This window comes from Serratia sp. JKS000199, from assembly GCF_900215455.1.
GTDB lineage: Bacteria > Pseudomonadota > Gammaproteobacteria > Enterobacterales > Enterobacteriaceae > Serratia > Serratia ureilytica.
In genome coordinates this window covers 3,246,346-3,272,661 of sequence record NZ_LT907843.1, presented here as the reverse complement: position 1 = coordinate 3,272,661, position 26,316 = coordinate 3,246,346, and the positions used below count along the sequence as shown (strand labels likewise).

Annotated in this window: 33 protein-coding genes and 1 other RNA gene; 20 read left to right on the top strand and 14 right to left on the bottom strand. The window is 60.1% G+C overall.

Annotation, left to right across the window (positions count from 1 at the left end; genetic code table 11):
• Positions 1-75 precede the first annotated feature (75 nt).
• Both CPH57_RS15685 and CPH57_RS15680 read left to right on the top strand, forming a co-directional pair.
• On the top strand, positions 76-1,248 hold the full coding sequence (locus CPH57_RS15685) for an MFS transporter (RefSeq protein WP_096242546.1): 1,173 nt from the start codon (positions 76-78) through the stop codon (positions 1,246-1,248).
• A 102-nt stretch (positions 1,249-1,350) separates the two neighbouring features.
• The gene (locus tag CPH57_RS15680; RefSeq protein ID WP_096242545.1) at positions 1,351-1,689 is read left to right on the top strand and encodes a DUF2002 family protein; all 339 of its coding nucleotides are present in this window, start codon (positions 1,351-1,353) and stop codon (positions 1,687-1,689) included.
• 25 nt (positions 1,690-1,714) lie between these two features.
• On the opposite strand, the gene CPH57_RS15675 is transcribed toward CPH57_RS15680, so the two are convergent.
• Positions 1,715-2,161 (bottom strand): DUF1198 family protein, encoded by a 447-nt coding sequence (locus tag CPH57_RS15675; RefSeq protein WP_033644142.1) that lies wholly within the window; start codon positions 2,159-2,161, stop codon positions 1,715-1,717.
• Between the two features lie 67 nt (positions 2,162-2,228).
• Positions 2,229-2,564: an MbeD/MobD family mobilization/exclusion protein gene (locus CPH57_RS15670; protein WP_033644141.1), complete on the bottom strand. Its 336-nt coding sequence runs from the start codon at positions 2,562-2,564 to the stop codon at positions 2,229-2,231.
• Between the two features lie 184 nt (positions 2,565-2,748).
• Between CPH57_RS15670 and smrA the strand changes: the two genes are divergently transcribed.
• Positions 2,749-3,321 carry a DNA endonuclease SmrA gene (smrA, locus tag CPH57_RS15665; protein WP_033651604.1) on the top strand — a complete coding sequence of 191 codons (573 nt, stop codon included), beginning with the start codon at positions 2,749-2,751 and terminating at the stop codon, positions 3,319-3,321.
• A gap of 50 nt (positions 3,322-3,371) precedes the next feature.
• Here the strand turns inward: smrA and CPH57_RS15660 are convergent, their stop codons facing one another.
• The gene (locus CPH57_RS15660; protein ID WP_016929826.1) at positions 3,372-3,785 is read right to left on the bottom strand and encodes a DoxX family protein; all 414 of its coding nucleotides are present in this window, start codon (positions 3,783-3,785) and stop codon (positions 3,372-3,374) included.
• Positions 3,786-3,977: 192 nt separating this feature from the next.
• Between CPH57_RS15660 and CPH57_RS15655 the strand changes: the two genes are divergently transcribed.
• Together CPH57_RS15655 and CPH57_RS15650 are read left to right on the top strand one after the other, a co-directional pair.
• Positions 3,978-4,208, top strand: a complete 231-nt coding sequence (locus CPH57_RS15655) for a (4Fe-4S)-binding protein (protein ID WP_016929825.1) — start codon at positions 3,978-3,980, stop codon at positions 4,206-4,208.
• 1 nt (position 4,209) lies between these two features.
• On the top strand, positions 4,210-4,488 hold the full coding sequence (locus CPH57_RS15650; RefSeq protein ID WP_033644139.1) for a GNAT family N-acetyltransferase: 279 nt from the start codon (positions 4,210-4,212) through the stop codon (positions 4,486-4,488).
• Between the two features lie 34 nt (positions 4,489-4,522).
• Here the strand turns inward: CPH57_RS15650 and CPH57_RS15645 are convergent, their stop codons facing one another.
• Positions 4,523-4,705 (bottom strand): YodC family protein, encoded by a 183-nt coding sequence (locus CPH57_RS15645; protein ID WP_016929823.1) that lies wholly within the window; start codon positions 4,703-4,705, stop codon positions 4,523-4,525.
• Positions 4,706-4,825: 120 nt separating this feature from the next.
• Between CPH57_RS15645 and CPH57_RS15640 the strand changes: the two genes are divergently transcribed.
• Both CPH57_RS15640 and CPH57_RS15635 read left to right on the top strand, forming a co-directional pair.
• A complete protein-coding gene (locus CPH57_RS15640) occupies positions 4,826-5,341 on the top strand; it encodes a DUF1543 domain-containing protein (RefSeq protein WP_096242544.1) in 516 nt (171 codons plus the stop codon).
• A gap of 151 nt (positions 5,342-5,492) precedes the next feature.
• Complete coding sequence (locus CPH57_RS15635; RefSeq protein ID WP_033651602.1) at positions 5,493-5,993, top strand: GNAT family N-acetyltransferase; 501 nt, start codon at positions 5,493-5,495, stop codon at positions 5,991-5,993.
• Between the two features lie 59 nt (positions 5,994-6,052).
• On the opposite strand, the gene CPH57_RS15630 is transcribed toward CPH57_RS15635, so the two are convergent.
• Positions 6,053-6,787 (bottom strand): bifunctional 2-polyprenyl-6-hydroxyphenol methylase/3-demethylubiquinol 3-O-methyltransferase UbiG, encoded by a 735-nt coding sequence (locus CPH57_RS15630; RefSeq protein WP_033651601.1) that lies wholly within the window; start codon positions 6,785-6,787, stop codon positions 6,053-6,055.
• Positions 6,788-6,887: 100 nt separating this feature from the next.
• On the opposite strand from CPH57_RS15630, the gene CPH57_RS15625 reads away from it, so the two are divergent.
• The 3 genes from CPH57_RS15625 to CPH57_RS15615 all read left to right on the top strand — a co-directional run bounded on the left by CPH57_RS15625 (position 6,888) and on the right by CPH57_RS15615 (position 9,602).
• Positions 6,888-7,340: a GNAT family N-acetyltransferase gene (locus CPH57_RS15625; protein ID WP_083223817.1), complete on the top strand. Its 453-nt coding sequence runs from the start codon at positions 6,888-6,890 to the stop codon at positions 7,338-7,340.
• A 112-nt stretch (positions 7,341-7,452) separates the two neighbouring features.
• Complete coding sequence (locus CPH57_RS15620; protein ID WP_228287557.1) at positions 7,453-7,869, top strand: DUF2946 domain-containing protein; 417 nt, start codon at positions 7,453-7,455, stop codon at positions 7,867-7,869.
• 71 nt (positions 7,870-7,940) lie between these two features.
• Positions 7,941-9,602 (top strand): DUF2534 family protein, encoded by a 1,662-nt coding sequence (locus CPH57_RS15615; RefSeq protein ID WP_170852846.1) that lies wholly within the window; start codon positions 7,941-7,943, stop codon positions 9,600-9,602.
• A gap of 55 nt (positions 9,603-9,657) precedes the next feature.
• On the opposite strand, the gene CPH57_RS15610 is transcribed toward CPH57_RS15615, so the two are convergent.
• Positions 9,658-10,593 carry a LysR family transcriptional regulator gene (locus CPH57_RS15610; RefSeq protein ID WP_025303965.1) on the bottom strand — a complete coding sequence of 312 codons (936 nt, stop codon included), beginning with the start codon at positions 10,591-10,593 and terminating at the stop codon, positions 9,658-9,660.
• A gap of 135 nt (positions 10,594-10,728) precedes the next feature.
• On the opposite strand from CPH57_RS15610, the gene CPH57_RS15605 reads away from it, so the two are divergent.
• Genes CPH57_RS15605 through CPH57_RS15595 form a run of 3 tightly spaced genes read left to right on the top strand, consistent with a single transcriptional unit; the run spans position 10,729 to position 12,911 of the window.
• On the top strand, positions 10,729-11,382 hold the full coding sequence (locus tag CPH57_RS15605; protein WP_025303964.1) for a DUF3313 domain-containing protein: 654 nt from the start codon (positions 10,729-10,731) through the stop codon (positions 11,380-11,382).
• Positions 11,383-11,420: 38 nt separating this feature from the next.
• Positions 11,421-11,765 carry a DUF3302 domain-containing protein gene (locus CPH57_RS15600; RefSeq protein WP_089192175.1) on the top strand — a complete coding sequence of 115 codons (345 nt, stop codon included), beginning with the start codon at positions 11,421-11,423 and terminating at the stop codon, positions 11,763-11,765.
• Positions 11,766-11,774: 9 nt separating this feature from the next.
• Positions 11,775-12,911: an HlyD family secretion protein gene (locus CPH57_RS15595; RefSeq protein ID WP_089195096.1), complete on the top strand. Its 1,137-nt coding sequence runs from the start codon at positions 11,775-11,777 to the stop codon at positions 12,909-12,911.
• Positions 12,912-13,045: 134 nt separating this feature from the next.
• Here the strand turns inward: CPH57_RS15595 and ssrA are convergent.
• Positions 13,046-13,409, bottom strand: a transfer-messenger RNA (tmRNA) gene (gene ssrA / locus CPH57_RS15590).
• Positions 13,410-13,458: 49 nt separating this feature from the next.
• Complete coding sequence (gene smpB, locus CPH57_RS15585) at positions 13,459-13,941, bottom strand: SsrA-binding protein SmpB (RefSeq protein ID WP_016929804.1); 483 nt, start codon at positions 13,939-13,941, stop codon at positions 13,459-13,461.
• Between the two features lie 161 nt (positions 13,942-14,102).
• Between smpB and CPH57_RS15580 the strand changes: the two genes are divergently transcribed.
• Positions 14,103-14,537 (top strand): type II toxin-antitoxin system RatA family toxin, encoded by a 435-nt coding sequence (locus CPH57_RS15580; RefSeq protein ID WP_004929096.1) that lies wholly within the window; start codon positions 14,103-14,105, stop codon positions 14,535-14,537.
• Complete coding sequence (locus tag CPH57_RS15575) at positions 14,530-14,814, top strand: RnfH family protein (RefSeq protein ID WP_004929098.1); 285 nt, start codon at positions 14,530-14,532, stop codon at positions 14,812-14,814. The genes CPH57_RS15580 and CPH57_RS15575 overlap by 8 nt, the downstream gene beginning before the upstream one ends.
• A 118-nt stretch (positions 14,815-14,932) precedes the next feature.
• On the opposite strand, the gene bamE is transcribed toward CPH57_RS15575, so the two are convergent.
• The 3 genes from bamE to nadK form a co-directional block, all read right to left on the bottom strand.
• A complete protein-coding gene (bamE, locus tag CPH57_RS15570) occupies positions 14,933-15,271 on the bottom strand; it encodes an outer membrane protein assembly factor BamE (protein WP_004929101.1) in 339 nt (112 codons plus the stop codon).
• 240 nt (positions 15,272-15,511) lie between these two features.
• On the bottom strand, positions 15,512-17,173 hold the full coding sequence (recN, locus tag CPH57_RS15565) for a DNA repair protein RecN (RefSeq protein ID WP_048325148.1): 1,662 nt from the start codon (positions 17,171-17,173) through the stop codon (positions 15,512-15,514).
• 86 nt (positions 17,174-17,259) lie between these two features.
• The gene (gene nadK / locus CPH57_RS15560; protein WP_004929107.1) at positions 17,260-18,138 is read right to left on the bottom strand and encodes an NAD(+) kinase; all 879 of its coding nucleotides are present in this window, start codon (positions 18,136-18,138) and stop codon (positions 17,260-17,262) included.
• A 125-nt stretch (positions 18,139-18,263) separates the two neighbouring features.
• On the opposite strand from nadK, the gene grpE reads away from it, so the two are divergent.
• The gene (gene grpE / locus CPH57_RS15555) at positions 18,264-18,848 is read left to right on the top strand and encodes a nucleotide exchange factor GrpE (protein WP_025159545.1); all 585 of its coding nucleotides are present in this window, start codon (positions 18,264-18,266) and stop codon (positions 18,846-18,848) included.
• Between the two features lie 56 nt (positions 18,849-18,904).
• Here the strand turns inward: grpE and ung are convergent, their stop codons facing one another.
• Positions 18,905-19,588, bottom strand: a complete 684-nt coding sequence (ung, locus tag CPH57_RS15550) for a uracil-DNA glycosylase (RefSeq protein ID WP_004929112.1) — start codon at positions 19,586-19,588, stop codon at positions 18,905-18,907.
• Between the two features lie 346 nt (positions 19,589-19,934).
• Between ung and grcA the strand changes: the two genes are divergently transcribed.
• The 3 genes from grcA to CPH57_RS15535 all read left to right on the top strand — a co-directional run bounded on the left by grcA (position 19,935) and on the right by CPH57_RS15535 (position 22,210).
• On the top strand, positions 19,935-20,318 hold the full coding sequence (gene grcA, locus CPH57_RS15545) for an autonomous glycyl radical cofactor GrcA (protein WP_004929114.1): 384 nt from the start codon (positions 19,935-19,937) through the stop codon (positions 20,316-20,318).
• Positions 20,319-20,502: 184 nt separating this feature from the next.
• On the top strand, positions 20,503-21,462 hold the full coding sequence (locus CPH57_RS15540; protein WP_096242542.1) for a DUF2974 domain-containing protein: 960 nt from the start codon (positions 20,503-20,505) through the stop codon (positions 21,460-21,462).
• Positions 21,455-22,210, top strand: coding sequence for an ankyrin repeat domain-containing protein (locus CPH57_RS15535; protein ID WP_096242541.1), 756 nt, complete (start codon positions 21,455-21,457; stop codon positions 22,208-22,210). The genes CPH57_RS15540 and CPH57_RS15535 overlap by 8 nt, the downstream gene beginning before the upstream one ends.
• Before the next feature lie 52 nt (positions 22,211-22,262).
• On the opposite strand, the gene srmB is transcribed toward CPH57_RS15535, so the two are convergent.
• Positions 22,263-23,585, bottom strand: a complete 1,323-nt coding sequence (gene srmB / locus CPH57_RS15530) for an ATP-dependent RNA helicase SrmB (protein ID WP_004929122.1) — start codon at positions 23,583-23,585, stop codon at positions 22,263-22,265.
• Positions 23,586-23,684: 99 nt separating this feature from the next.
• On the opposite strand from srmB, the gene CPH57_RS15525 reads away from it, so the two are divergent.
• On the top strand, positions 23,685-24,464 hold the full coding sequence (locus tag CPH57_RS15525) for a tRNA1(Val) (adenine(37)-N6)-methyltransferase (RefSeq protein ID WP_096242540.1): 780 nt from the start codon (positions 23,685-23,687) through the stop codon (positions 24,462-24,464).
• Between the two features lie 38 nt (positions 24,465-24,502).
• Here the strand turns inward: CPH57_RS15525 and nadB are convergent, their stop codons facing one another.
• Entirely contained in the window at positions 24,503-26,104 is a 1,602-nt protein-coding gene (nadB, locus tag CPH57_RS15520) for an L-aspartate oxidase (RefSeq protein WP_016929796.1), read from the bottom strand.
• Positions 26,105-26,316 lie beyond the last annotated feature (212 nt).

The window sequence follows — 26,316 nt, the reverse complement described above, 5'->3', positions numbered from 1 at the left end:
CTCTCATTTATCATCAAATCTCGTCGGGGTATGCTGGAGGGCTTCGTCTACCCCGTCCGATGCGAGCCGCCTTCGATGACCGCAGAAAATAACCTCCAACTGAACCGACGTATTTTGTCCGTGGTGATGTTCACCTTCGTCTGCTACCTGACCATCGGCCTGCCGCTGGCGGTGTTGCCGGGGTTTGTGCATGACCACCTGGGCTACAACTCGGTGCTGGCGGGCCTTATCATCAGCGCGCAGTACTTCGCCACGCTGTTCAGCCGCCCGCATGCCGGGCGTTACGCCGATCAGTTGGGGCCGAAGAAGGTGGTGCTGTTCGGCCTGGCCTGCTGCGGCGCCAGCGGCCTGTTTTACGCGCTGGCGTTCGGCTTTGACGGTTGGCCGTGGCTCAGCCTGCTGCTGCTGTGCGTGGGGCGGGTGTTTCTCGGCGTCGGCGAAAGCTTCGCCAGCACCGGCTCCACGCTGTGGGGCATCGGCCGGGTTGGGGCGATGCACACCGCGCGGGTGATCTCCTGGAACGGCGTCGCCACCTACGGCGCGATGGCGGCCGGCGCGCCGCTCGGCGTGTATCTGAATCAGCAGTGGGGCTTGGCCGGGGTGGCGGCGCTGATCGTGCTGGCGGTCGCGGTGGCGCTGCTGTTGGCGAGCGGCAAGCCGGACGTCTCGATCGCCGCCGGGCAACGCATCGCCTTTCGCGCGGTGTTCGGCCGCATTTGGGCCTATGGTCTCGGGCTGGCGATGGGCACCGTCGGCTTCGGCGTGATCGCCACGTTCATCACCCTTTACTACGCCGACAAAGGCTGGAGCGGCGCGGCGTTTTCGCTGACGCTGTTCAGCTGCGCCTTCGTCGGCATTCGCCTGATCTTCAGCAATGTCATCAACCGCCATGGCGGGTTGAAGGTGACGCTGGCGTCGTTTCTGGTTGAGATCGTCGGGCTGCTGTTGATTTGGCAGGCTGGCGAACCCTGGATGGTGCAAACCGGCGCATTGCTGGCCGGCGCCGGTTTTTCGCTGGTGTTCCCGGCGCTGGGCGTTGAGGCGGTGAAACAGGTGCCGCCGCAGAATCAGGGCACGGCGCTCGGTACCTATTCGGCGTTCCTCGACCTGGCGTTGGGCATCACCGGCCCGCTGGCCGGGCTGCTGATCGGGCAGGCGGGCGTGCCGTCGATTTATCTGGCGGCGGCGCTGCTGGTGGCGCTCGGGGTGTTGCTCACTCTGCGCCTGCTGCAGCGCAGCCGGGTCTGATTCAGGAATAGTCCGAAACCCGGATTCCTCCCCAGAAAATCATTGTTTCGGTGAATGATTACGGTAAGGTCGCTCAGCGGTCCAGAATGAGAGGAGGAATCGATGTATTTACGGCCGGATGAAGTGGCTAAAGTGTTGGAGAATACCGGCTTTGAGCGTGATTATATCACCGATCAGGCCTATGGTTACCGCAAGGGTGCACACTACGTGTATGTGAATCGCGAAGCGCGGATGGGCAGAACCGCGTTGGTGATCCACCCGGCGTTGAAAGAGAAAAGCGTGCATTTCGCCACGCCGACCTCGCCGGTGCGCACCAGCGAGCAATATCTGGAATTTCCCCTGGATTTAAGCAGCGACGCGCCGAATCAGCGTTACGGCATCGCACACGGCTTCAGCTCGCGCGAAGCGCTGTCGCGTTACCTCTACAGCATGTTCCTGTAAACGGTCCCCCGCCAGGGGGACGCTATCAGCCGTGGGCCAACGCTTCGCGGTTGAAACGCTCGTTGTAGGCGCGGCGGAACTGCGCCAGTTCAAACGCATCGATATCCAACTCGGCGAAGTAAAACAGCGCCGCTTCGGTGTGCTCGGCGTGCAGCTCCGGCGACAGCCCGGCGCGCAGCAGCACGTCGCGCCAATGGCCAATCTGCTCGTCGTCCGCCTGTTTGATGAACGTCAGGTAGATGAACAGCAGGTAAGCGGCCTGGTGCATCTCTTCGGTATAGCCGTTGTTCAGCATGCGGATAAAGGTCTGGCTTTGGCGGCCGCCCATTTCCTGGATCATCGATTCGATCAGCATCGGTTTGACCCTCAGCAGATGGGCCAACGAATCGATGGCTTTACGGGTGTCGGACGTCAAAATGCGGTAACCGATGATGAATACGACGATCAGGGCGGCGAGGATGATCCAGGTCATTTAGGCTTTATTATACTCTCAGTACGCCAGAAGAGGGGCGGGAGGCGCTGTGCGACAGCGCCCGCTATCAATGCTGTTCGCCGCTGAAATTACCGACCGCGCTCTGTTGGCGCAGGTGGTGATTGAAGGTGGCCGCGTCTTTGGCCAGCGCGTCCAGATGGGCGCCGAGCATTTTGATCTGCTTGACCAGCGCATGCTGCTCCGGCACCGAACTGGCGGTGCTCAGTTTGCGCGCCAGTTGTTCATTCTGCGCCCGCAGCGCGGCTTCGCGCTGTTTGGCTTCTTCCAGCAGTTGCTGCAGCGCCTGGTAGCTCCGTTGCCATTCGCGGTGTTGCCGTTCGAAGCTGCTCTGCAACTCATTCATCGCATTTTGAAACTGGATTTCCAGCTCGCGCATTGTCATGGGCTCGATCCTTTGCGGCACTCAATGATGGCTTAGCAGTATAGCGAAAACTGCTCGCAAGCTCACCCGTTGACGACAATTGAGACAAATGCCGCTGACAATTCCCGGCTTGCAACCGCGCCAAGGCGTCTTACAATCGTCCCCATCCCCGGCCGTAAAGGCTGCCGTTCAAGAGAGGTGGAACATGAGCGAGCAGGAAAAAGACTTTTTTGAACAGGCGATGGCGGACGTGGTGCCGCTGGCGAGCAGGCGGCAGACCCTGTACCTCAAGCCGCAGGAGGCGGTGGACAAAAGCGCGCGGCGCGAAGCGCAGCGGCTGCGGCAGGAAAACTTCCTCAGCACCGATTTCCTCGAGGTGATCCCCTGCGATCGGCCGCTGGAGTTCAAAGGGGAAGGCATTCAGCAGGGCGTGCTGGACAAGCTGCGCAATGGGCGTTACCCGCCGCAGGCGTCGCTGAATTTGCTGCGTCAGCCGGTTGAAGCCAGCCGGCAGGCGCTGTTCCGCTTCATTATGCAGGCGGAGGCGCAAAACCTGCGTTCGCTGCTTATCGTGCACGGCCGCGGGCGGCAGAACGAAAGCCATCCGAATATCGTGCGCAGTTACGTCGCCAAATGGCTGGCGCAGTTTGAACAGGTGCAGGCGTTTTGCCGCGCCTTACCGCGCGACGGCGGCGAGGGCGCCTGCTATGTCACGCTGCGTAAATCGGCGCAGGCCAGGGCGGAAAACTTTGAGCGCCACGCCAAGCGCAGCCGGTGAAAGGATAGCCGAAATAAAATGGCCGGCGCATATCGCCGGCCATCGATGAATTATTTATTAAATATTTTATAGTCCAGCGAATAACGGCCGGCGCCAGTCACCGCCAGCAGCAGCAAACCGCCAATGATGCTGATGTTTTTAAAGAAGTTGATTTCGTTGCCCATCATTTCCATGCCGGTCATTTTCCAGAACGGATGGCCGATAAACGCGGTGCCCAACACATACAGGGCAAAAATGACCGCGATAGGGCGAGTAAACAGGCCGAGAATAAGCGCGATGCCGAAAATAAACTCCACCACCACGGCGACAATCGCCGCCAAATAAGGCATCGGCGTGCCATAGCCTTCCATCGCCGTGACGGTCGCACCGAAGTTGACCAGTTTCATCCAGCCGAAAATGATAAACAGAACCATCAGTAGAATGCGGGACAGCAGAATTACGCCGTCTTTTGAGCTATCACCCATTTCGAACTCCTTAGCCACTGTCGGAATTATGTTGTCTTGCTGATTAAAGATTAGAACAATTTACGTTTTTTTCTAGCTGCGGCGGGCGGTTGCGCCACTTTTTTCGGCGGACGAGAGGCGTGGTGAAGCCAGCGGCATTGCCTATACTTGAGCCTGGAGCAAAAACAATAAAACGGGCAATGTGAGGCCATGATGGATGAAGAATTGACCGCCGCCGGTTACCGCCGTTATTCCGGCGACAAGATTGACGTTTATTTTAACAGCGCGATATGCCGCCATTCCGCCAACTGTGTACGTGGCAACGCGGCTATTTTTACCCTGAATCGCCGGCCGTGGATTATGCCGGACAATGCCGACGCGGCCGAAGTGAAACGCGTTATCGATACTTGCCCCAGCGGCGCACTGAAATATAGGGAGAAATAATATGGATCATAAAATACTGGCGGACGAGAAGCGTTTTTATATCAATGACGAGCACGGCAAGTTGATCGCCGAGATCTCTTTCGTGCCGAGCGGCGACAAGCTGACCATTATCGATCACACCTGGGTGGATGAGTCATTGAAGGGGCAGGGCGTCGGCAAAAAGCTGGTGGCGTTGGTGGTGGAGAAAATGCGCGCGGAGCAGCGTAAAATCATTCCGCTGTGCCCGTTCGCCAAGCATGAGTTCGATACCACCCCAGCCTACCAGGACATTCGCGCCTGAGGCGATAACGGGGCGCGGGGCGCGCCCCGATCATTCAGCAGACGCCGAAATCGCCGTCTTCGTGGTACAGCGCCACCTCGTTGGCCTGCACCTCCGTACGCTGTTCTTTACCCAGTTCATTCCAGCTGCAAACCAGGGTTTCGCCGTCGATCGCCACCACGGTCATCTTCGGGCCGCCGGTGGTGCGTTGTACAAAATCACCGATATTGAATGCCATGCGTTCCTCCACAACAGATTAAACCTCATCTATTGATAACACAGAATGGCGCCGCCGTTGGCAGGTGTTTCGTTATGTATTAAATTATACAGCGATTATCACCAGGGAGAGCAGACTAACATGCCGGGATTATTGATGTTTTATGTGGGCGGTACGGCGCCGGGCGCCAATATTGAGTTGCACGACGTGCAGTTCGCGGCGGCGGATCGGCCGGAAGAAGCGTATCCGCTGCTGCGCGAAAAGTGGTTCGGCGATAAGCGCAAGGTGCATGTCGACGGCTATGCGCGCATCGACTGGGCGGACGGTTACGACGTGAGTCTGGAGCCTGCGCCGTTTACCGGTGAAGAGAAGCTGTTTTTCGTCAACGTGGGCGGCTACCGCAGCGATGAGCTGGCGGAATTGCACCAGTTCGGTCTGTTTGTGGCGCGCTCCGCCGACGAGGCGAAGGAGAAAGCCAAACGGGCGCTGCTGACGGACAGCGCGCAGCAGCACAAAGATGATCTGGCTGAGGTGGACGACTGCCTGCTGCTGCAGGCGCTGCAGGGCTACCACGTTCATCTGCGCGCCAACCCGCACGGCGAACCGGCCCGGCCGCTGTGGCAGGGGTATCTGCCGATCGGCGAACCCGCGTTATAACGCCGCTTCGAACACCCGCGGCAGGTTGAGATCGAGGCGTTTCAAATCCAGATGCATGATATTCATTGCCTGTTGATGAAAATGCCGTTCATGCAGCATGAGAGGCGCTGTATGCTGGCAAGCACGGCCATCAACTCACACTGGACTTGCCATGACCATTGAGATTTACCCGGCGCAAAAAAGCGACGCCAAACTGATTCTGGATATGATTATCGAGCTGGCGGTGTACGAAAAGGCGCGCGAGCAGGTGCGGGCCAGCGTGGAGGACATCGAACGCAGCCTGTTTGGGCCGGGCGCCTGTTCCGAAGCGCTGATTTGTACGGTGAACGGCGAGCCGGCGGGTTATGCGGTGTTCTTTATGAGTTACTCCACCTGGCTGGGTAAAAACGGCATCTATCTGGAAGACCTGTACGTGGCGCCGAAGCATCGCGGCGCGGGCGCCGGTAAAACGCTGCTGCGGCACATCGCCCAACTGGCGTGCGAGCGGCAGTGCGGCCGCCTGGAGTGGAGCGTGCTGGACTGGAATCAGCCGGCTATCGATTTCTACCTCAGCATCGGCGCGCAGCCGCAGGGCGAGTGGGTGCGTTATCGCATGGAGGGCGAGGCGCTGACGCACTTCGCGGCGCACGGGGCGGCGCTGCCGGTACAATAGCCGTTGGGGGGAGGCGGCCTCCCCAACTGTGGTGGTGTGAACGGTTTACTGCGGATCAATCAGGCGGGTTTGCGGGCGGCGAGAATGAAGATCATCGGGCGTTCCTGCTCTTCGTCCAGCGCCGGGGTAGCGGCGATTTGCTGCGCGCTGGGGCCCCATTCGTTCAAATGCTGGATGATAAACCCTTGCTGCGCCAGCGGGTTGATATAGCTGCCGAGCGTGCGGTGCTGCTTGATGACGCCTTCCGCCAGCCAGTTGGAGACGCGCCGGCCTTCCCGTTGGTAGCCGTTGACCGGCCAGGATTTCTGCCCGTTGCCGTCGGTCAGCCAGCCCTGCTGCGCCGGGGCGGTGTAGATCGGGTGCTCGGCGGTGAAGATGAACTGCCCGCCGGGTTTCAGCGCGGCGTAAACCGTGGCGAACAGCGCGGCTAGATCCTCGAGGTAGTGCAGCGTCAGCGAGCTGTAGATCAGATCGTAACTTTCCGGCGGCAGCTGCAGCTGCGCCAAATCTTGCCGACGGTACTCGATGCCCGAGTCGGCGGTCATCTCCCGCGCTTTGGCCAGCATCTTTTCCGAGACGTCCAGCCCCAGCACGCTGGCTGCGCCCTGTTCGCGGGCGCTGCGGCAGAACCAGCCGTAGCCGCAGCCGAGATCGACCACGCTTTTGCCCTGTAAATCCGGCAGGATGCGGCGGATGGCGGGCCATTCCGGCGCGCCGTCCAGGCCGTGCTGCGAGCGGCTGAGCTGCGCGTAGCCGTCGAAGAAGGCCTGATTGTCATAGATATTTTGCGTCATGATGACTCCTTGGGGTGAATGACGGCGGCGGAATGCCGCTGCCATACCGTGCATATTGCTGCATAATTCTACGCTGACAACATGAATAACGGGAATGACGATGGACATGATTTCGGTGCGGCAAGCGCCCGAGCTGGCACCGCGCGCCATTGCGTATTTTCAGCGGCACTGGGCCACGGCAGAGACGCTGATGATGTATGAAGACGCCATCAACCGCAGCCTCGGCGCCGCCAACCCGCTGCCGCAGTGGTACCTGCTGATGGAAAATGACCAGATCCTCGGCTGTGCGGGGCTGATTACCAACGACTTTATCAGCCGTGGGGAATTGTATCCCTGGCTGTGTGCGCTCTACGTAGAAGAGACGCAGCGCGGCCGGGGCTACGGCACCAAGCTGATTGAGCATGTGGCGACGGAAACCCGCCGGCTGGGCTTCCCGCAGCTGCACCTGTGCACCGATCTGGAAGGCTACTACGAGCGCAGCGGCTTCGTTTATAACGGGCTCGGCTATCACCCCTGGGGCGAAGCCTCGCGGGTCTACTCGCGGGCGCTGTGATCGCCCTCGCCGGGGGCGGGTAAGACAAACCTGACTTTTCTTTCACCTCATCGCGCATCGCGGGTTACACTGGCCGCTTGTTCGCCACCGACCGGGTTAATTCGCCGCCGCGATGAGAGTGCCACGTCAGCTACAGCAACGCTTTACCGCCTGCATCGCCATTTTGGCGGTGCTGTTGCTGTTTGTGGCGCCGATGGTGTCGAAATCGCTGACGCACCACCCGATGATGGGCGGCATGACGCAGACGGCAGCCGCCATGCCGCACGACATGCACGCGATGGCGATGCCCGCCGCCGAACATGCCGGCCACCACGGCATGGATCCTGCGGAGATGATTTTCTGCGGCTATTGCGAGCTGCTGATCCACGTGCCGCTACTGCTGTGGGCATTCGTCCCGCTGCTGTGGCTGATGACGCGCATCGCGCGCCTGCCTTGCGCGCCGCGCATCGTTTCTCCGCCCCTTCGGCGCCTTACTCTGCGGCCGAGCCCGCGCGGGCCGCCCGGCCAACCGTTTTTCCCTATTGCTTGATCATGGGTAACGCCGTCCGTATCGCTGCGAACGGTTTGCCTGCGCGCACAGTTTGAAAAACGAGAAAGGCCATGTCTTCAATAACCAAAACTCCACCTGCCGCATCGCCGCGTGGCGCGATGCTGAACCTGATCAGACGGCTGCATTTCTATATCGGCCTGCTGGTCGCTCCTTTTATTCTGGTCGCTGCACTGACCGGCACGCTGTATGTGTTGACGCCGCAACTTGAAGAGGCGCTGTATCGCGATGCGCTTTTCACCGAGCCGCACGGGCAGGCGAGATCGCTGGCTGACCAGATCGCCGCCGCCCGCCGTGCGGCGGGTGACGAGGCGCGCATTTACGCCGTGCGTCCGGCTCCCGGCGCAATGGACACCACGCGCGTACAGTTCGCGAGTACTGCTCTGGGCGCTTCCGAGTCACGTGCGCTGTTTGTCGATCCCTATACCCTGGCGATCAAGGGCGATATGACGGTGTACGGCACCTCCGGTGTACTGCCGCTGCGCACCTGGCTGGATAAGCTGCACAGCAGCCTGCTGCTTGGCGATCTGGGCCGCAACTACAGCGAGCTGGCGGCCTCCTGGCTGTGGGTGGCCGCGCTGGGCGGCGTGGCGCTGTGGCTGGCGACGCGGCCGAAGCGCAAGCTGAAAAGGGCGAAAGGGGGCTTCGCCGCTAACCGCCATTGGCATATCACGCTGGGTGTGGCGCTGCTGGCCGGGCTGCTGTTCTTCTCGGCCACCGGGCTGACCTGGTCGCAGTGGGCCGGCGGCAACATCGACGCGCTGCGGGCCAACCTGGGCTGGCTGACGCCGCAGGTCAACACCAGCCTGCAGGCCGATGCGCCGCAGACGCCGACCGATCCGCACGCCGAGCACCGCGGGATGATGCCGGGCATGAAGATGGGCCCTGCCGCGCAAAGCAATGCGCTGAACGGCGATTGGGATCGGGCGCTGCATGCCGCGCGCGCCGCCGGAATAGACGCCGCTAAGGTCGAGCTGCGCCAGCCGAAAGGTGAGGGCAAAGCCTGGACGGTGACCGAAGTGGATCGCAGCTGGCCAACGCAGGTGGACGCGGTTGCCATCGCGCCGCAAAGCTTCGCCGTCATTGATCAGGTGCGGTTCGACACCTTCCCGATCATCGCCAAGCTGACCCGCTGGGGCATCGACGCCCACATGGGCATTCTGTTCGGCTTGCCGAATCAGCTGCTGCTGGCGGCGTTCGGCCTCGGGCTGTGCCTGACGATCGTGCTGGGTTACCGCATGTGGTGGATGCGCCGCCCGGCGGCGGGTGCGCAGCATCCGGTGCAGACGCTGGTTGCCGCCTGGCTGGCGCTTTCCCTGCCTGCCCGCGCCGTCACGCTGCTGGTAGCACTGGCGCTGGGTTATTGCCTGCCGGTAATGGGCGTGAGCCTCGCGGCGTTGCTGCTGGTGGACGTAGGGCGCTGGCGCGGCCAGCGGCAAGGGCTTCGGGACGAAACGCCGGAAGCGGCCGCCCGCCGCGCCGAGGTGCGCAAGTTCCGCGCGGCGGTGGCGACAGTGGCGGTGGCGGTCGGCTGCGTGATGGGCCGGGCGATCCTCGGTGGCACCGTCGAACAGTTTCAGCTGCCGATCGGTGACTGGAGCGCACAGATGGTGATCATGCAGAGCCTGATGGTGCTGCTGTATACGCTGGTGTTCACCCTGCTGCTTTCCATTCCGCTATGGTATTTCTTCCTGGGGGAGAAAGAGGGGCGGTGAGGTATTTTGCGCTGATGTGATGCGTTAAACCCCGCTGCGGCGGGGTTTTTCTTGGCTATATCAGCCGGTGTGCGTGCAGTTTGACGCTTTCCATGATGCTGTCCATCGTCACCTGCACGCGGTGCGGCAACACGCCGCGCCGGCGGTAGATCAGGTAGGCCTGCATATCGATGCCGCGCTCGCGCGCCAGGCAGGGCAGCAGTGTGCCGGCATCGAGCTCGGCGGCGACGGAATAATACGGGGCGTAGACGATGCCCAGGCCCTGTTTGGCCAGCTCGATCGCCGGCAGAATGTTATCGCAGACGCTGGCGCCGTTGATCTCGACCTGCACCAACTCCCCCTGCGCACTGTAGCCGCTCCAGGTATTGCGGATGCCGCCCAGCATGCGCAAGGTAATGCAGCGATGCTGCGACAGTTCATCCAGCTCATTCAGCGGCGAGCGGGCGATGTAATCCGGCGCGGCGAACAGCCCGACGCGAAAACGGGTAAAGGGCCTGGCAATCAGGCTTTCGTTTTGCGGCTGGAAAAAGCTGATCAGCAAATCGCAGTCGCTGTCGAATACTGCGCCATATTTTTTCTCGCGTTCGTCGGGGTTGCGGGTTACCAGATCGACAGTCAGCGCCGGCGCAGCGTGCAGCAGCGGCGGCAGCAAATAGCTGGCCAGGAAAGCGTGGATGCCGATCGGCGCGCCGAGCGTGACCATGCCGTTCAGGCTGCGCTTATAGGTGCCGGCCATATCGAGCAGATCGCTATGCTCGTTCAGCAACTGCGAGGCGCGGCGCAAGAATTGTTCGCCGAACTCGGTCAGTGACAGAGTGCGCGGGCCGCGCAAGAACAGCTCCAGCCCGAGCCGCCGCTCCAGCGCGGTGAGGGCGCGCGACACGTTAGACTGCGGCATATCCAACAGCTGCGCCGCTTTGCTGACGCTCGCCGTTTCGGCAATGACGCGGACAATCCTGAGTTCTTCAATGCGGAAGTCTTTCTCTTTCACTGGCCGGCTCGTATGAGTTTGTATATCAAAAATGATATACACCTTTGGCGGCATTGTCATATGACTTATCACGGGTGGGTGGGTATCATTCGATTTGATTATTTGCTATCCACAAAAATAAAGAGAAATCCGTCAATGAAAGTGACAAGAGCGGTTATTTTACCTGCGCTGTTATTACTGGCCGCGTGCTCGTCCGCCGTGACCGAAAAAGAAAAATACTCGACCTTTCTGACCAATTATAACGATATCAATAAAGGTCAATCCGCGTCCGGCAAAGACGTTTTATATTGGAAGGACAAGAACGTCGATTTTTCCCGTTATCAATATCTGGTGTATCAACCGATGATCTATTTCCCGCGGCCGAAACCGAGCGAGATGGTGAGCCAACGCGCGCTCGACAATATCCTGAATTACACCAACCAGCAGTTTAAGCAGGCGATGGGCACCCATTTTACGCTGGTGGACATGCCGCGCGAGCATACCCTGATTTTCCGCGGCGCCATCACGGCGATCGACACGCAGAAGAAAGGGCTGCAGGTCTATGAAGTCTTGCCAATCACGCTGCTGATCGCCGCGACGCAAAGCGTCACCGGGCACCGTACTATGGAGAGCGCGGTCTATATGGAAGGCGAGTTTATCGATGCCGCGACCAATCAGCCGGTCATTAAAGTGGTGCGTAAGGCTTCGGGGGAAAATCTTAATAATGAGAAAGCACAGCTGAAAGTCACCGACGTGAAGAATGCCATCGATACCATCGCCAACGATATCAGACAATATAACACGCTATAGAGATTATTTATTTCCATTATTCTCAACCAGGACTTTACATGTTTCTTAACTATTTTGCTTTAGGCGTACTGATCGCAGTATTCCTGATATTATTCTACGGCGTCATTATTATTCATGACATTCCTTATTTACTGGCGAAGAAGCGCCGCCATCCGCATCAGGATGCGATTCACGTCGCCGGTTGGGTCAGCCTGTTTACGCTGCACGCCATTTGGCCGCTGCTGTGGATCTGGGCGACGCTCTATCGGCCGGAACGCGGCTGGGGCATGAGTGAAAGGCCGGAACCCTCAACGGATCTGCAGGCGCGCATCGCAGTGCTCGAAGCGGAATTACAACGCCTGCAGGAAAAGCCGACGGCGGTTCCCGGCTCCACGGTAAGTTGAGCGTAGCCTATGGATTTGCTCATTATTCTCAGCTACGTGGCGCTGAGCTACGGCGTATTTAAACTGTTCCGCATTCCGGTCAACAAATGGACCGTGCCGACTGCGGTGCTTGGCGGAATATTTATCGTCGGCGCCTTGATTCTGACGATGAACTACAACCATCCGTACAGCGATCGGGCGCAGAAAATTGCCGTGTCGGTGCCGATGGTGCCGCAGGTCTCGGGCATGATCGTTGAGGTGACGGAGAAAACCAACGTGCTGCTGCGCAAAGGCGAGGTGCTGTTCCGGCTCGACGACAGTCGCTACCGCGCGCGGCTCACCAAGCTGGAAGCGGATCTGGCCGGGGTGGAGGCGGAGATCAGAACGCGTCGGGCAGCGCTTAGCGAGTCCGCCGCCAACGTGCAGCGGGCGAACGTGGAGTTTGAGCGCGCCCGTAAAGATTACCAGCGCTACGCGAAAGGGGCGGCCATGCCGGTCAATCCGTTTTCGGAGCAGGACGTCAGCCATGCGCAGCAGCAGTATCAGGCGCAATCCGCCGCGCTGCAGGCGGCGAAAGCCCAGTTCCAACAGGAACAGGCGCGGTTGTCCGGGCGCTATGACGGCGAAGACGCCACGATAGCCAGCCTGAAATCGCAAATAGCCGAAGCGCGTTACAACCTGGAACAAACGGTGGTGCGTGCGCCGAGCGATGGCTATGTCACGCAGGTGCTGGCGCGGCCGGGCACGGCGGCGGTGCGCTTGCCGTTCAAACCGGTGATGATCTTTATCCCGCAGCAAAAGCGCCAGGTGGTGGCGGTATTCCGCCAGAACGCCATCCTGCGCTTGGCGCAGGGGGATCAGGCTGAAGTGGTGTTTAACGGTTTGCCGGGACAGGTTTATGGCGGCACCGTGAGCCGGGTGTTGCCGGCGATACCGGACGGCAGCTACCAGGCCAGCGGCGCACTGCAGGGCCTGAGCGCCACGCCGGGCCGGGAAGGGGTGTACGTGATGATCGATCTGGCGGCCAACCCGGATCTGGATCATCTGCCCGACGGCGTGAGCGCTCAGGCGGCGGTCTATACCGGGCACTTCGAGCACGTCTCCGTGATGCGCAAAGTGCTGCTGCGCATGACCAGCTGGCTGCATTACCTTTATCTGGATCACTAGCCTGCATCGGCCCGGGGGAGCCCGGGCCAAGGGGCTTCCTCCCTGAATGTGACAAAAACAAAAAAGCCCGCAACCGAAGTTGTGGGCTTTTTCGCTATTATCGCCGGGTCTATCTGGTTCACTGGCGACGTATTTGGTGGAGCTGGGGGGATTTGAACCCCCGTCCGAAATTACTACACCGTCGGCACTACATGCTTAGTCCAATCTTTACATTCGCCGGCCAGCTGCGGATGGACACGCTACTGACAGACTAGCCTGATTGAGTTTAACGCTTCAGCCCCAGGCAGGACATCCACGCGATCTCTTTTGGGTTTGACCTCTCTTGATCCCCGTCCTAAGAGCGGAGGCTAGGGAGAGAGGGCTCTAAGCAGGGTATTAAGCTGCTAAAGCGTAGTTTTCGTCGTTTGCGACTATTTTTTTGCGGCTTTTTACGAGGCCAACCGCCCCTCGGCATGCTCCTAGGGCTTCGCAAATCCCGTCGAATCCAGAATCAGCCCCAAGTAACTTTGTGCAGTATACCAGAAGTTTACCTCGATAAGCCAGCGGCTTAACGATTGGCGTGCTTCATGATACGGGCTTTCGCCGTCTGCCATTCGCGATCTTTGATGTCATCGCGTTTGTCGTGCTCTTTCTTGCCTTTGGCTACGCCGATCTTGATCTTGCTCCAGGCATTTTTCCAATACAGGGACAAGGCCACCACGGTGTAACCGTCGCGGTTGACGCGGCCGAGTAGGGTGTCCAGCTCGCGTCGGTTCAGCAGCAGTTTACGGGTACGCGTCGGATCGCACACCACATGCGACGAAGCCACGTTGAGCGGGGTGATGGTGGCGCCAAACAGGTAGGCTTCACCGTCACGGAACGTCACGTAGCTGTCGCTGAGGTTGGCTTTGCCTGCACGCAGCGATTTAACTTCCCACCCTTGCAGCGACAGGCCCGCCTCGAACTCTTCTTCAATGAAGTATTCGAAGCGCGCACGCTTGTTTTGGGCAATGGTGGCGGAACCGGGTTTGTGTGCTTTTTTCTTTGTCATAGTGCGTTCATTATACTGGATGCTTCAGCGAAAGAAATCCTTTCCCGTTCAGCACCTGCGCAATTTTTCGCATTTTTGGTGCCCTCATCCCTTAGCAGATTTTTTGTTTGCCGCCAGATAAATGGTATTATCTGTACGTTTTATGTCTTACAGGAAATGATATGCCCCAGATCAGTCGGTCTGCATTAGTGCCGTTCAGCGCCGAGCAGATGTATCAGTTGGTTAACGATGTTCATTCTTATCCCGATTTTCTGCCAGGCTGCACCGGCAGCCGGGTGCTTAACGCTACCTCCAACGAGATGACCGCCGCGGTGGACGTCGCCAAGGCCGGTATCAGCAAGACCTTCACCACCCGCAATACGCTGCTGGATAACCAGAGCATCAATATGCAACTGGTCGATGGTCCGTTCCGCAAGCTGATGGGCGGCTGGCAGTTCACGCCGCTGAGCGAAGAGGCCTGCAAGGTGGAGCTGCACCTGGACTTCGAGTTCACCAACAAACTGATTGAGCTGGCGTTCGGCAAGGTGTTCAAAGAGCTGGCGGGCAGCATGGTGCAGGCATTCACCCAGCGGGCGAAAGAGGTCTACAGTGTCTGACATCCAGGTCGAGGTGGTGTACGCCTTGCCGGAGCGGCAGTACCTGCGCAAGGTGAAGCTGGCCGAGGGCAGCAGCGTCGAGCAGGCGATTCAGGCTTCAGGCCTGCTGGAGCTGCGCCAGGATATCGATCTTAAAAGCAACAAAATCGGCATTTACAGCCGCCCGGCCAAGCTGGGCGATACGCTGAACGATGGCGACCGGGTGGAGATTTACCGGCCGCTGATCGCCGATCCGAAAGAGCTGCGCCGGCAACGGGCAGAAAAGGCAAAAAAATAAGGCGCTTATAGCGCCTTATTTTTTTATCTGAAACTGATTTTCTCTTCCGCGTTGCAGCCTGCGACTGTCATGAGGAACACCATGCCCCCTCATGGGCCGGAAGAGCGGTCAGCGCCGATTACTTGGTCAGCGCCGGTTTGTTCTGGATGTCGGTCAACACGCCTGCGCTGTCGAAGGTCAGCGTCAGCGTCTGCTGGGTGATATCTTCATGGCCAGGCTGCTGGCGGAACACATAGAACCACGTCTGAGTTCCGAACGGGTCTTGCAGCATTGGGGTGCCCAATGTGTAAGCGACCTGTTGTTGGGTCATCCCTTTCTGAATTTTCGCCACGTCGGTCGACGTCAGGTAGTTCCCCTGGTTGATGTCAGGACGATAAACCACCTTTTCAAAAGTAGAACAGCCTGCAGTCAGCATCACAAGAACTACAGCGGCGGCAGTCAGCGTTTTACAGCGCATAGTAATCACATTCCTTTAGGGCATAGGATGCCGATGATAATAGACCTTGCGGCAGTTGGAAACCTTTATACCCTTCATCTTTCACGTTGCGACGCATTGGCTTTCCTTTAGCACCTCAAGCGCTTGGCCTTTTTCAGGCTGTTGAGATGGCTTTGGATCACCGCCGCGCCGCACTTTAGATATTTCTCGGGCCAACAGCGTCACTGTCAGACCGCAGGAAAGTGAAAAAGTTGAGCTTTTTTATGCCGCCAGCAGTTCTTTGGCGTTCGCCAACGTATTGCGGGTGACTTCGCTGCCGCCGAGCAGGCGCGCCAGCTCCTGCAGCCGGGCGCGTTTATCCAGCGGCGCCATCTGGGTTTCGGTGACCGTGCCGTCGGTCTGCTTGCTGACGAACAGGTGCTGATGCCCGCATCCAGCCACCTGCGGCAGGTGGGTGACGCACATCACCTGGGTGGATTCGCCGAGCTGGCGCAGCAGACGGCCGACGATGGCGGCGGTCGGGCCGCTGATGCCCACGTCCACCTCATCGAAGATCAGCGCCGGAGTTTCCATCTTGCGGGCGGTGATCACCTGAATGGCCAGCGCGATGCGCGACAGCTCACCGCCGGAGGCGACCTTCGCCAGCGGCTGCAGCGGCTGCCCCGGGTTGGTGGAGACGCAGAACTCGGTGCGGCTGGCCCCTTCGGCGCTCAGGTGCTGCGGTTCGAAGCGCACGTCGATGTTGAATTTGCCGTGCGGCATGGAGAGCGCCTGCATGCTGTCGGTGATTAGCGTGGTCAGCTCGGCGGCGTAGTGCAGGCGTTTCTGGTGCAGCTCTTCCGCCAGCGCCAGCGCCTGCTGGTGATGCAGGGTCACCGCCTCATTCAGGTGCTCATGGTCGCTTTCCTGCTGAGACAGCAGCTGCTGTTCATCCAGCAACTGCTGATGCAGCTGCGGCAGCTCTTCCGGCGCGACCTGGTGTTTGCGCGCCAGGCTGATTTGACGCGACAGGCGCTGTTCCAGCTCGTGCAGGCGATTGGGATCGAGATCCATGCGATCGGCGTAATGGCGCAGTTCGTCGCTGGCTTCGCTGATCTGGATAGAGGCCTCTTCCAGCATGTCCAGCAGACCGCTGAGCTTATCGTCCAGCCCGGCCAGCTCAAGCAGCAGGTGTTTGGCGCTGTAAAGCTGGCTGAGCATGTTGTTCTCGTCGCTGTCGGCCAGCAGCTGCAGCGTTTGCTGGCTGAGGGTCAGCAGTTGGCCGCTGTTGGCCAGGCGCTTGTACTCGGCGTCGGTCTGTTCGAACTCGCCGGCCTGCGGCGCGAATTCGTTCAGCTCTTTCAATTGGTATTGCAGCAGCTGCTTGCGCGCTTCGCGCTCGATGGACTGCTGCTGATGGTGCGCCAGCTCGCGGCAGCTCTGATGCCAGCGTTGGTAGGCCTGGCTCATCGCCGCCAGCAGGGCGGGTTCGTCGGCGTAGGCGTCGAGCAGCGCTTTTTGGTGCTCCGGCTTGAGCAGCAGCTGATGGGCGTGTTGACCGTGGATTTGGATTAGGCGTTGCCCCAGCTCGCGCAGCTGCGACAGCGGCACGGCGGTGCCGTTGATAAAGCCGCGCGAACGGCCGTCGGCGTTGATCACCCGGCGCAGCAGGCATTCGTTGCTGTCGTCCAGCTGGTTTTGCTCCAGCCACGCGCGCGCGGACGGGGTGTCCGCCAGCGAGAAGCGGGCGCAGATGTCGGCGCGGGCGGCTCCCAGGCGCACCACGTTGCCGTCGGCGCGGTTGCCGAGGCACAGCCCCAGCGCATCGATGGCGATGGATTTGCCGGCGCCGGTTTCACCGGTGATCGCCGTCATGCCCGGTTGAAAATCGATTTCCAACTCACGAACGATAGCAAAGTTGCTGATGGTTAATTGCGCCAGCATGGGAACCTTCCTGTGTATAAACACATAACTGTAGTTTCATACAGTATAAACTGGTTTTATATACAGTAAAGTGGCCGATGCAGATTTTAGAACAATTTTTTCGACCAGCCCAACTTGGTGCTTAACGTGTTGAAATAGCTGTAGTCCTTCGGGTGAATCAGGTTCAGATGGAAGTTGCTGCGGCGGATCAGCACTTCTTCGCCTTCCTGGATCGGCAGTGCGATCTGGCTGTCGCAGCTGATCTCCAGATCGCTGCCGATCTGCGAGAATTTCAGGCGGATGGTGCTGTCGCCGTTGATCACCAGCGGCCGGGCGGAAAGGGTGTGCGGGAACATCGGCACCAGCGCGATCGCCTCCAGCGACGGGGTGAGGATCGGCCCGCCGGCGGAGAGCGAGTAGGCGGTGGAGCCGGTCGGCGTGGCGATGATCAGGCCGTCGGAGCGCTGCGAGAAGGCGAAGCGATCGTCGATATACACCTCGAATTCGATCATGTGCGCCACTTTGCCGGGGTGCAGCACCACTTCGTTGATGGCGGTGCTGATGCGGCACTGCTGGTGCTCTTTATGCACGATGGTTTCCAGCAGGAAACGCTGTTCGTCGATGTACTCGCCTTCCAGCACGTCCGCCAGCTGCTGCAGAGCGTTGTCGGGATCGAGATCGGTGAGGAAACCGAGGTTGCCGCGGTTGACTCCGATTACCTTGATGTCGTAGCGCGCCAGCACGCGCGCGGCGCCGAGCATGTTGCCGTCGCCGCCGACCACCACCGCCAGATCGGCGCGCTGGCCAATATCCGCCAGGCTGCCGGTGACGGCGTCTTTCAGCCCCAAATCATGGGCGATTTGGCGTTCGACCATCACCGAATAGCCGCGGGCGACCAGCCAGTGGAACAGCATCTCGTGGGTTGCCAGCGCTGAAGGGTGACGCGGGTGGCCAACAATGCCAATACAGGCGAATTTTTTATTCATTTGTTGTGATTTTCCTCACCGGGACCCGTTTATGCCCCACATTGTGACCGGTTGACTTGAAACCCCGGTTTTGATCCCCATAATAAGCCAAGTTGCGAGATTAATGCTAAAACGCGGAGATATTCATGAGTAGTAAAGAACAGAAGACGCCAAACGAGCAAGTCTCGGAAGAAATGGAACAACACGCTCATCACGAGGATACGCTGCCGGAAGCGGCGGAAGGCGTCGATCTGCGCGATGCGCGTATCGCCGAACTGGAAGCCCAACTGGCGGAAGCTCAGCAGCACGAGCGCGACAGCCTGCTGCGCGCCAAAGCGGAAGCGGAGAACATCCGTCGCCGCGCCGAACTGGACGTCGAGAAAGCGCACAAGTTCGCCCTGGAGAAATTCTCCGGCGATCTGCTGCCGGTGATCGACAACCTGGAGCGCGCGCTGGATCTGGCGGATAAAAACAATCCGGAACTGGCCGCGATGATCGAAGGCATCGAGCTGACGCTGAAATCGCTGCTGGACGTGGTGCGCAAGTACGGCATCGAAATCGTCGGCGACGTCAACGTGCCGTTCAACCCGGAAGTACATCAGGCGATGAGCATGATGGAATCCGCCGATCACCAGCCGAACCACGTGATGATGGTGATGCAGAAAGGCTATACGCTGAACGGCCGCCTGCTGCGTCCGGCGATGGTCGCGGTCTCCAAAGCCAAGGCGTAATCGCCCCGGCAACGGCATAAAGAAAGGCACCCGAGGGTGCCTTTTTTGTCTCTGGACTACGCCTGCGGCAGGCGCGGCATCCAGTCGATCGGCGTGAGCCCTTGCTGCTCCAGCAGCTGATTGGCCTGCGAGAAGTGGCGGCAGCCGAGGAAACCGCGGTGCGCGGAGAGCGGCGACGGGTGCGGCGCCTTCAGCACATGGTGGCGGTTGCGGTCGATAAAGTTGCCTTTCTTCTGCGCGTGCGAGCCCCACAGCAGGAACACCACGCCTTCGCGGTTCTCGTTCAGGGCGGCGATCACTTTATCGGTAAAGGTTTCCCAGCCCAGGTTGGCGTGCGAGTGCGCGCGGCCGCCTTCCACCGTCAGCACGGTATTGAGCAGCAGCACCCCCTGTTCGGCCCAGCTTTGCAGGTAGCCGTGATCCGGGCGTTCGAAACCGGGAATGTCGGTCGCCAGCTCTTTATACATGTTCACCAGCGACGGCGGCGCCGGCACGCCGGGGCGCACCGAGAAAGAGAGGCCGTGCGCCTGATTGGGGCCGTGGTAGGGATCCTGGCCGAGGATGACGACTTTGACGTCCGCCAGCTCGGTAAAGCGGAACGCGTTGAACACGTCTTTCTGCGGTGGATAAATGGTCTTACCGGCCTGGCGCTCAGCGGCAACAAAGGCGAGCGTTTCAACAAAATAGGGCTGCTCTTTCTCTTTGCCGATCACGTCATGCCAGGTGAGGGAGGTGGCCATAAACGCTCTCCTTTGTTTTCTTTAGCAATTCATGGGCTATAGCTTACCGTGTCGGCCCGCGCAGCGAAACCCGCTTTTCATTTCTCACTGTCACGCGTAATGCAATTATTTTTGAAAATTTACAAAAATAATTGGTTTTTGCCGCAGTGGGAAAATTGATATAAAACATAAATTTGCCCCTTCACGCCTTGTGCCTACCCGGTAAAAATTGACTTTAATCAAAGAACTGGCCCGGTCAGGCTGGTATACAGAACAACAAGACAACAATGGTTTTACCAAATGGCCGAAACCAGAATTGGGTTTTCTCACGATGTGAATTTTTACGCCCTTGTACGGAGGCAACATAATGATTACCGGTATTCAAATTACCAAAGCGAACGACCAGGCGCTGGTGAATTCTTTCTGGCTGCTGGACGATGAAAAAGCGGAAGCTCGCTGCGTGTGCGCCAAGGCCAACTACGCGGAAGATCAGGTTGTCGCGGTCAGCGATCTGGGCCAGATCGAATACCGTGAAGTGCCGCTGGAAATGCAGCCGACCGTGCGCGTGGAAGGCGGCCAGCACCTGAACGTCAACGTGCTGCGTCGCGAAACCCTGGAAGACGCGGTCAAGCATCCGGAAAAATACCCGCAGCTGACCATCCGCGTGTCCGGCTATGCGGTGCGTTTCAATTCCCTGACGCCGGAACAGCAGCGCGACGTTATCGCCCGCACCTTTACCGAAAGCCTGTAATCGGCGGCGCAGTCAATCAGGGAGCTTCGGCTCCCTTTTTTGTGCTTGATAGCCGAAAACTGAAGGCGGATCACATTCTGCACAAAGATAAGCATTCCTGATACAGAACTCATCCGACCTGCCGATAGCTAAATCAGCACCTATTCAGGTGCTAAATAAAAAAGTCTATCGACAAGGAGTCGGCATGAGTATGCCTTTAAGTTTTACCTCTGCAGTATCCCCGGTGACCGCGATCCCTACACCTCGCGCCGCTGCCGAAACGGCGACGGCATCGCAGCCTGCGGCCGCGCCGGCAAATCCGGCGCCGGTGGCCACCCCTTCTCAGAATACGCTGAACGCGCAGAACCTGTTGAATACGCTGGTCGGCGATATCTCTGCGGCGGCGCCGACGGCGGTTGCGCCGGGCGTGACCCGGGGGCAACAATCTCAGGAAGGCGATTATGCGTTGGCGCTGTTGGCCAAGGACGTTTACTCGCTGAACGGCCAGGGCGCCGCCGGGTTCAACCGTCTGAGCGACAGCGCGTTGCTCGGGTTCGGCATCGATCCCGCCAGCCTGCACGACGCGGGCAGCGGTTTCCAGGCCGGGATTTACAGCAACGACAAGCAGTATGTGTTGGCGTTCGCCGGCACCAACGACTGGCGCGACTGGCTGAGCAACGTGCGGCAGGCGACGGGTTATGACGATGTGCAGTACAATCAGGCGGTTGCCGCCGCCAAAAGCGCCAAGGCGGCCTTCGGCGATGCGCTGGTGATCGCCGGTCATTCGCTCGGCGGTGGTCTGGCGGCCACGGCGGCGCTGGCGACCGGCACCGTCGCGGTCACCTTCAATGCGGCCGGGGTGTCGGATTACACCCTGAATCGCCTGGGGATCGATCCGGCGGCGGCGAAGAAAGACGCCGAAGCCGGCGGCATTCGCCGTTACAGCGAGCAATATGACATGCTGACCAGCACTCAGGAATCGACTTCGCTGATCCCGGACGCCATCGGCCACAACATTACCCTGGCCAACAACGATACCCTGACCGGCATCGATGACTGGCGGCCGAGCAAGCATCTGGATCGCAGCCTGACGGCGCACGGCATCGACAAGGTGATAAGCTCGATGGCGGAACAAAAGCCGTGGGAGGCGAAGGCCAATGCCTGAAGGGTGTCGCTTGCGGCGGGCGCTGGCGATAGCCTTACTGGCGCTGGTCGCGGTGACCGGTTTACTGATGATGGCTAAGGAGCAACTGATGGGGCAGGAGATTTCACCGTTTGACGGCCGCAGCAACCAGGCGCTGGCTCAGGCGGTGGCGCGCGGCGATGCGCAGGGCATCGGTGCGCAGGCCACACAGGAGCGCTTGCGCGAACGGGGCGAGCGGCAGGTCACGCTGTTGCAGTGGGCGGTGCTTTCGCAACAGCCGGCCAGCGTGCAGACGTTGCTGGAGCTCGGTGCCGACCCGGCGACGGCGGGGCTGGACGGCAACAGCGCGCTGCACACCGCGGCGATGTTGCAAGACGCACAGTATCTGCGGTTGTTGCTGACCGAAGGGGCGCCGGTGAACGTGCGCAATGCCGTTACCGGCGCCACGCCGCTCGCGGCGGCGGTGCTGGCCGGGCGTGAGGAGCAGTTGCGGCTGCTGCTGGCGGCCGGGGCGGACACCACGTTGAGCGATCGGCTGGGGGATACCCCGCTGCATCTGGCGGCGAAGATCAACGCGCCGCACCTGGCGCTGTTGCTGTTGCAGGCCGGTGCCGATGCCCGGGCGCGCAATCAGCAGGGTTATGCGTTCCAGTTTTACTTCTCGCAAACGCCGGCGCATTTGCAGAATGACGAGCTGAAGGCGCAGTTCCGCGAGCTGGATAAATGGCTGCAGGGGCGCCGCCTGGCCACGCATTACGCGCAGCAGTAAACGCCCATAAAAAAACCGCCTGTACAGGCGGTTTTTTCTTAGGCAGCGGCGGTTATTGCGCGTCGCCGGCCGGTTTGGCCTTCGCCTGACGGCGTTTGCCGACGTTTTTGGCGTCGCGATGGCGCACTTTCACCTTGGCCTTTTCTTTGTTCTTCGCCTTGTCTTCCGCGCGCTTGGCCAGCACTTTCTTCGACGGTTTACCGTTGCTCTTCTCGTTCGGCACCTTGGTTTTCGGCCGCAGTTCGTCGATCACGCGCGCTTTCAGCGGCTCGTTCAGGTAACGGCCCACTTTGCCCAGCAGCAGATGGTCGTGCGCTTCCACCAGCGAAATGGCAGTGCCTTTGCGCCCGGCGCGGCCGGTACGGCCGATGCGGTGCAGGTAGGTATCCGCAGTGCGCGGCATGTCGAAGTTGAACACGTGGGTGATATCGAGGATATCCAGGCCGCGCGCGGCAACGTCGGTGGCCACCAGCACGTTAACCCGGCCATCCATCATGCGTTTGACCGCTTCGTTGCGTTTGGCCTGCACCATTTCGCCTTCGAGATAGCAGGTGTTGATGCCCGCTTCGCGCAGCCAGGTGGCCAGCTCATGCACGCGCTCGCGCTTGCGCACGAAGATCACCGATTTCTGCACGTCCGGCTGCTTCAGCAGGTGGATCAGCAGCGCGGTTTTGTGCTGCACGTCATCGGCGCGATAGTACCATTGCAGGATCTTTTTGCGTTCGCGGCGCGACGGATCGGCTTCCACTTCCACCGGCTCTTTCAGGATGCGCTCGGCGAATTCGCGGATCGCTTCGCCTTCCAGCGTGGCGGAGAACAGCAGCGTCTGGTTGCGCCAGCGGGTTTCGGCGGAGATGGTTTCGATGTCCTGCGCGAAGCCCATGTCGAGCATGCGGTCGGCTTCGTCGAGGATCAGGGTTTCCACCGCGCGGCAGTCGAAGTTCTCTTCTTTAATGTATTGCAGCAAGCGGCCGGTGGTGGCGACCACCACGTCCTGGTTTTCGCTGAACACTTCCGCGTGGTTCATGTAAGCGACGCCGCCGGTGATGGTGGCGATATCCAGCGAGGTATGAGCAGCCAATTCACGCGCCTGATCGGCGACCTGCATCGCCAGTTCACGCGTTGGCGTCAGGATCAGCACGCGCGGCGGGCCGGATTTCTTGCGTGGAAAGTCCAGCAGGTGCTGCAACACGGGCAGCAGGAAGGCGGCGGTTTTGCCGGTGCCGGTCGGAGCCGAACCTAAGACGTCGCGCCCGTCCATCGCCGGCGGGATCGCAGCGGCCTGAATGGCGGTGGGGCGATCGTAGCCTTTGTCGCGCAGCGCGTCGATCAGGCGATCATCGAGTTCGAGTTCGGAAAAAGTGGTTGCTGTCATGGTCTACCTCTACTTGGGGCGCCGATTATAGACGGGTTGGCCGCGATCTTCACCTATTTAAGCGGAAAGCCGCTCTTTTCCCGCCGATCAGATTGCCTTATGCTACGCCAGTTTTATAGCCAGGTGGTGAGTGTGAGCAAGCGATCGAAAGCCGATTTTACCCCGCGCCGCGGGGGTTTTACCTTTAAACAATTCTTTGTCGCCCACGATCGTTGCGCCATGAAAGTGGGCACCGACGGGGTGCTGCTCGGCGCCTGGGCGCCGCTGGGGCAGGCGCGCCGGGTGCTGGACATCGGCAGCGGCAGCGGGCTGATCGCGCTGATGCTGGCGCAGCGCAGCGGCGACGAAGTGACCATCGACGCGGTGGAGCTGGATGAAGCCGCCGCCGGCCAGGCGCGCGAAAACGCGGCGGAATCGCCGTGGCCGCAGCGCATCCGCGTGCATGCGCAGGATATTCACCATTATGCGCAGCAGCATGCCGCTGAGTATGATCTGATCGTCAGCAATCCGCCTTATTTTGAGCCGGCGGTGGTCTGCCGCGATCAGGCGCGCCACAACGCGCGCTACACCGAAACCCTGACGCACGAGGCGCTGTTGGCCTGCGCCGCGCAGCTGTTGGCCGCGCAGGGCACGTTCTGCGTGGTGCTGCCGCACGACATCGGCGCCGAATTCGAACGCCTGGCGCAGCAAAGCGGTTGGCACACGGCGGCGAAAGTGAACGTCAGCGATCGGGCCGATACGCCGCTGCACCGGATGTTGCTGGCGCTGACGCGGCGGGAAACGCCGCTGCGGGAGCAGGCGCTGGCGATCAAACAGGCCGACGGCAGCTATACCGACGATTTCCGCCGGTTGATCACCGACTTCTACCTGTTCTACTGAAAAGAAAAGGGCGCCGATAAGGCGCCCTGTCGCAGAGTTTAAGGTTGCAAAATGGTCGGCAGCGCTTCCGGCAGCAAATCCGGGTAGTCCAGCGTGTAGTGCAGGCCGCGGCTCTCTTTGCGCGCCATGGCGCTGCGCACGATAAGCTCGGCCACCTGCACCAGATTGCGCAGTTCCAGCAGGTTGTTGGAGATGCGGAAGTGAGCGTAGTACTCGTCGATTTCCGCCTGCAGCGTGTTGATGCGGCGCAGGGCGCGCTCAAGGCGCTTGGTGGTGCGCACGATGCCGACGTAATCCCACATGAACAGCCGCAGCTCGTGCCAGTTGTGTTGAATCACCACCCGTTCGTCCGCATCGTCCACCCGGCTTTCATCCCAGTGCGGCACCTGTTTGGCCTGCTGGATGAACGGCAGGCGCTGCAGAATGTCTTCCGCCGCCGACCAACCGTAAACCAGGCACTCCAGCAGCGAATTCGACGCCATGCGATTGGCGCCGTGCAGGCCGGTGTAGCTGACCTCGCCGATGGCGTACAGCCCGTCGAGATCGGTGCGGCCGTGCTGATCGACCATCACGCCGCCGCAGGTGTAGTGCGCCGCCGGGACGATGGGGATCGGTTGCCGAGTCAGATCGAAGCCCAGCGTCAGCAGCTTTTCGTGGATCATCGGGAAATGCTGGGTGATGAACTCCGCCGGCTTGTGGCTGATATCCAGGTACATGCAGTCGGCGCCCAGGCGCTTCATTTCATGGTCGATGGCGCGGGCGACGATATCGCGCGGGGCCAGTTCGCCACGCGGGTCGAAATCGGGCATAAAGCGGCTGCCGTCCGGGCGCTTCAGGTAAGCCCCTTCGCCGCGCAGCGCTTCGGTCAGCAGGAAGTTGCGCGCCTGTGGGTGGAACAGGCAGGTCGGGTGGAACTGGTTGAACTCCAGGTTGGCGACCCGGCAGCCGGCGCGCCAGGCCATGGCGATGCCGTCGCCGGAGGAGATGTCCGGGTTGGTGGTGTATTGGTATACCTTGGCCGCGCCGCCGGTGGCCAGCACCACCGTTTTGGCGCGGTAGGTTTCCACCCGCTCGAGCTCGCGGTTCCAGACGTAAGCGCCCACGACTCGGCGGGTGCCCGGCAGGCCGATTTTGTTCGAGGTAATAAGGTCAACCGCGTTGCGGCGTTCCATCACGCAAATATTGGGGTGAGCGCTTGCTTTCCCCACCAGCGTGGTCTCTACTTCCTTACCGGTAGCGTCCGCGGCGTGCAGGATGCGGCGATGGCTGTGGCCGCCTTCGCGCGTGAGGTGATAATGCGCCTCGCCCTGCGCGTTGACCTCGGTGTCGAACAGCACGCCCTGATCGATCAGCCACTGCACGCAGTGGCGCGCGTTGCCGGCGATGAATTCGACGGCCTCTTTGTCGCACAGGCCGGCGCCGGCAATCAAAGTGTCATCAACGTGTGAGGCAATGCTGTCCGTCTCATCGAACACCGCGGCGATCCCGCCTTGGGCGTAAAAGGTGGCCCCCTCGCTGAGCGGCCCCTTGCTGAGAACGGTAACCTTGCAATGCTGCGCCAGGCGCAGCGCCAGTGACAGGCCCGCAGCGCCGCTGCCGACGATCAGTACATCGCTAACATGTTCAGATGATGGTTGCATAACGTATGATGTGTGCAGAAGAAGAGTGAATTTCATGTTAGCCTAACTGTCCGGGCAAAAGCCACGGATAGGGTGACATCAACAGAAAAAACAATGGCGATATGGAACTTCGTGTTCTATATGAACTCCAAGCGAGTGCTTGCTCAGGAAAATAATGTATGGCTGGCAGTACAATTTTACGCGTGGAGACGGATTTGGGGAGAGTTTACCTC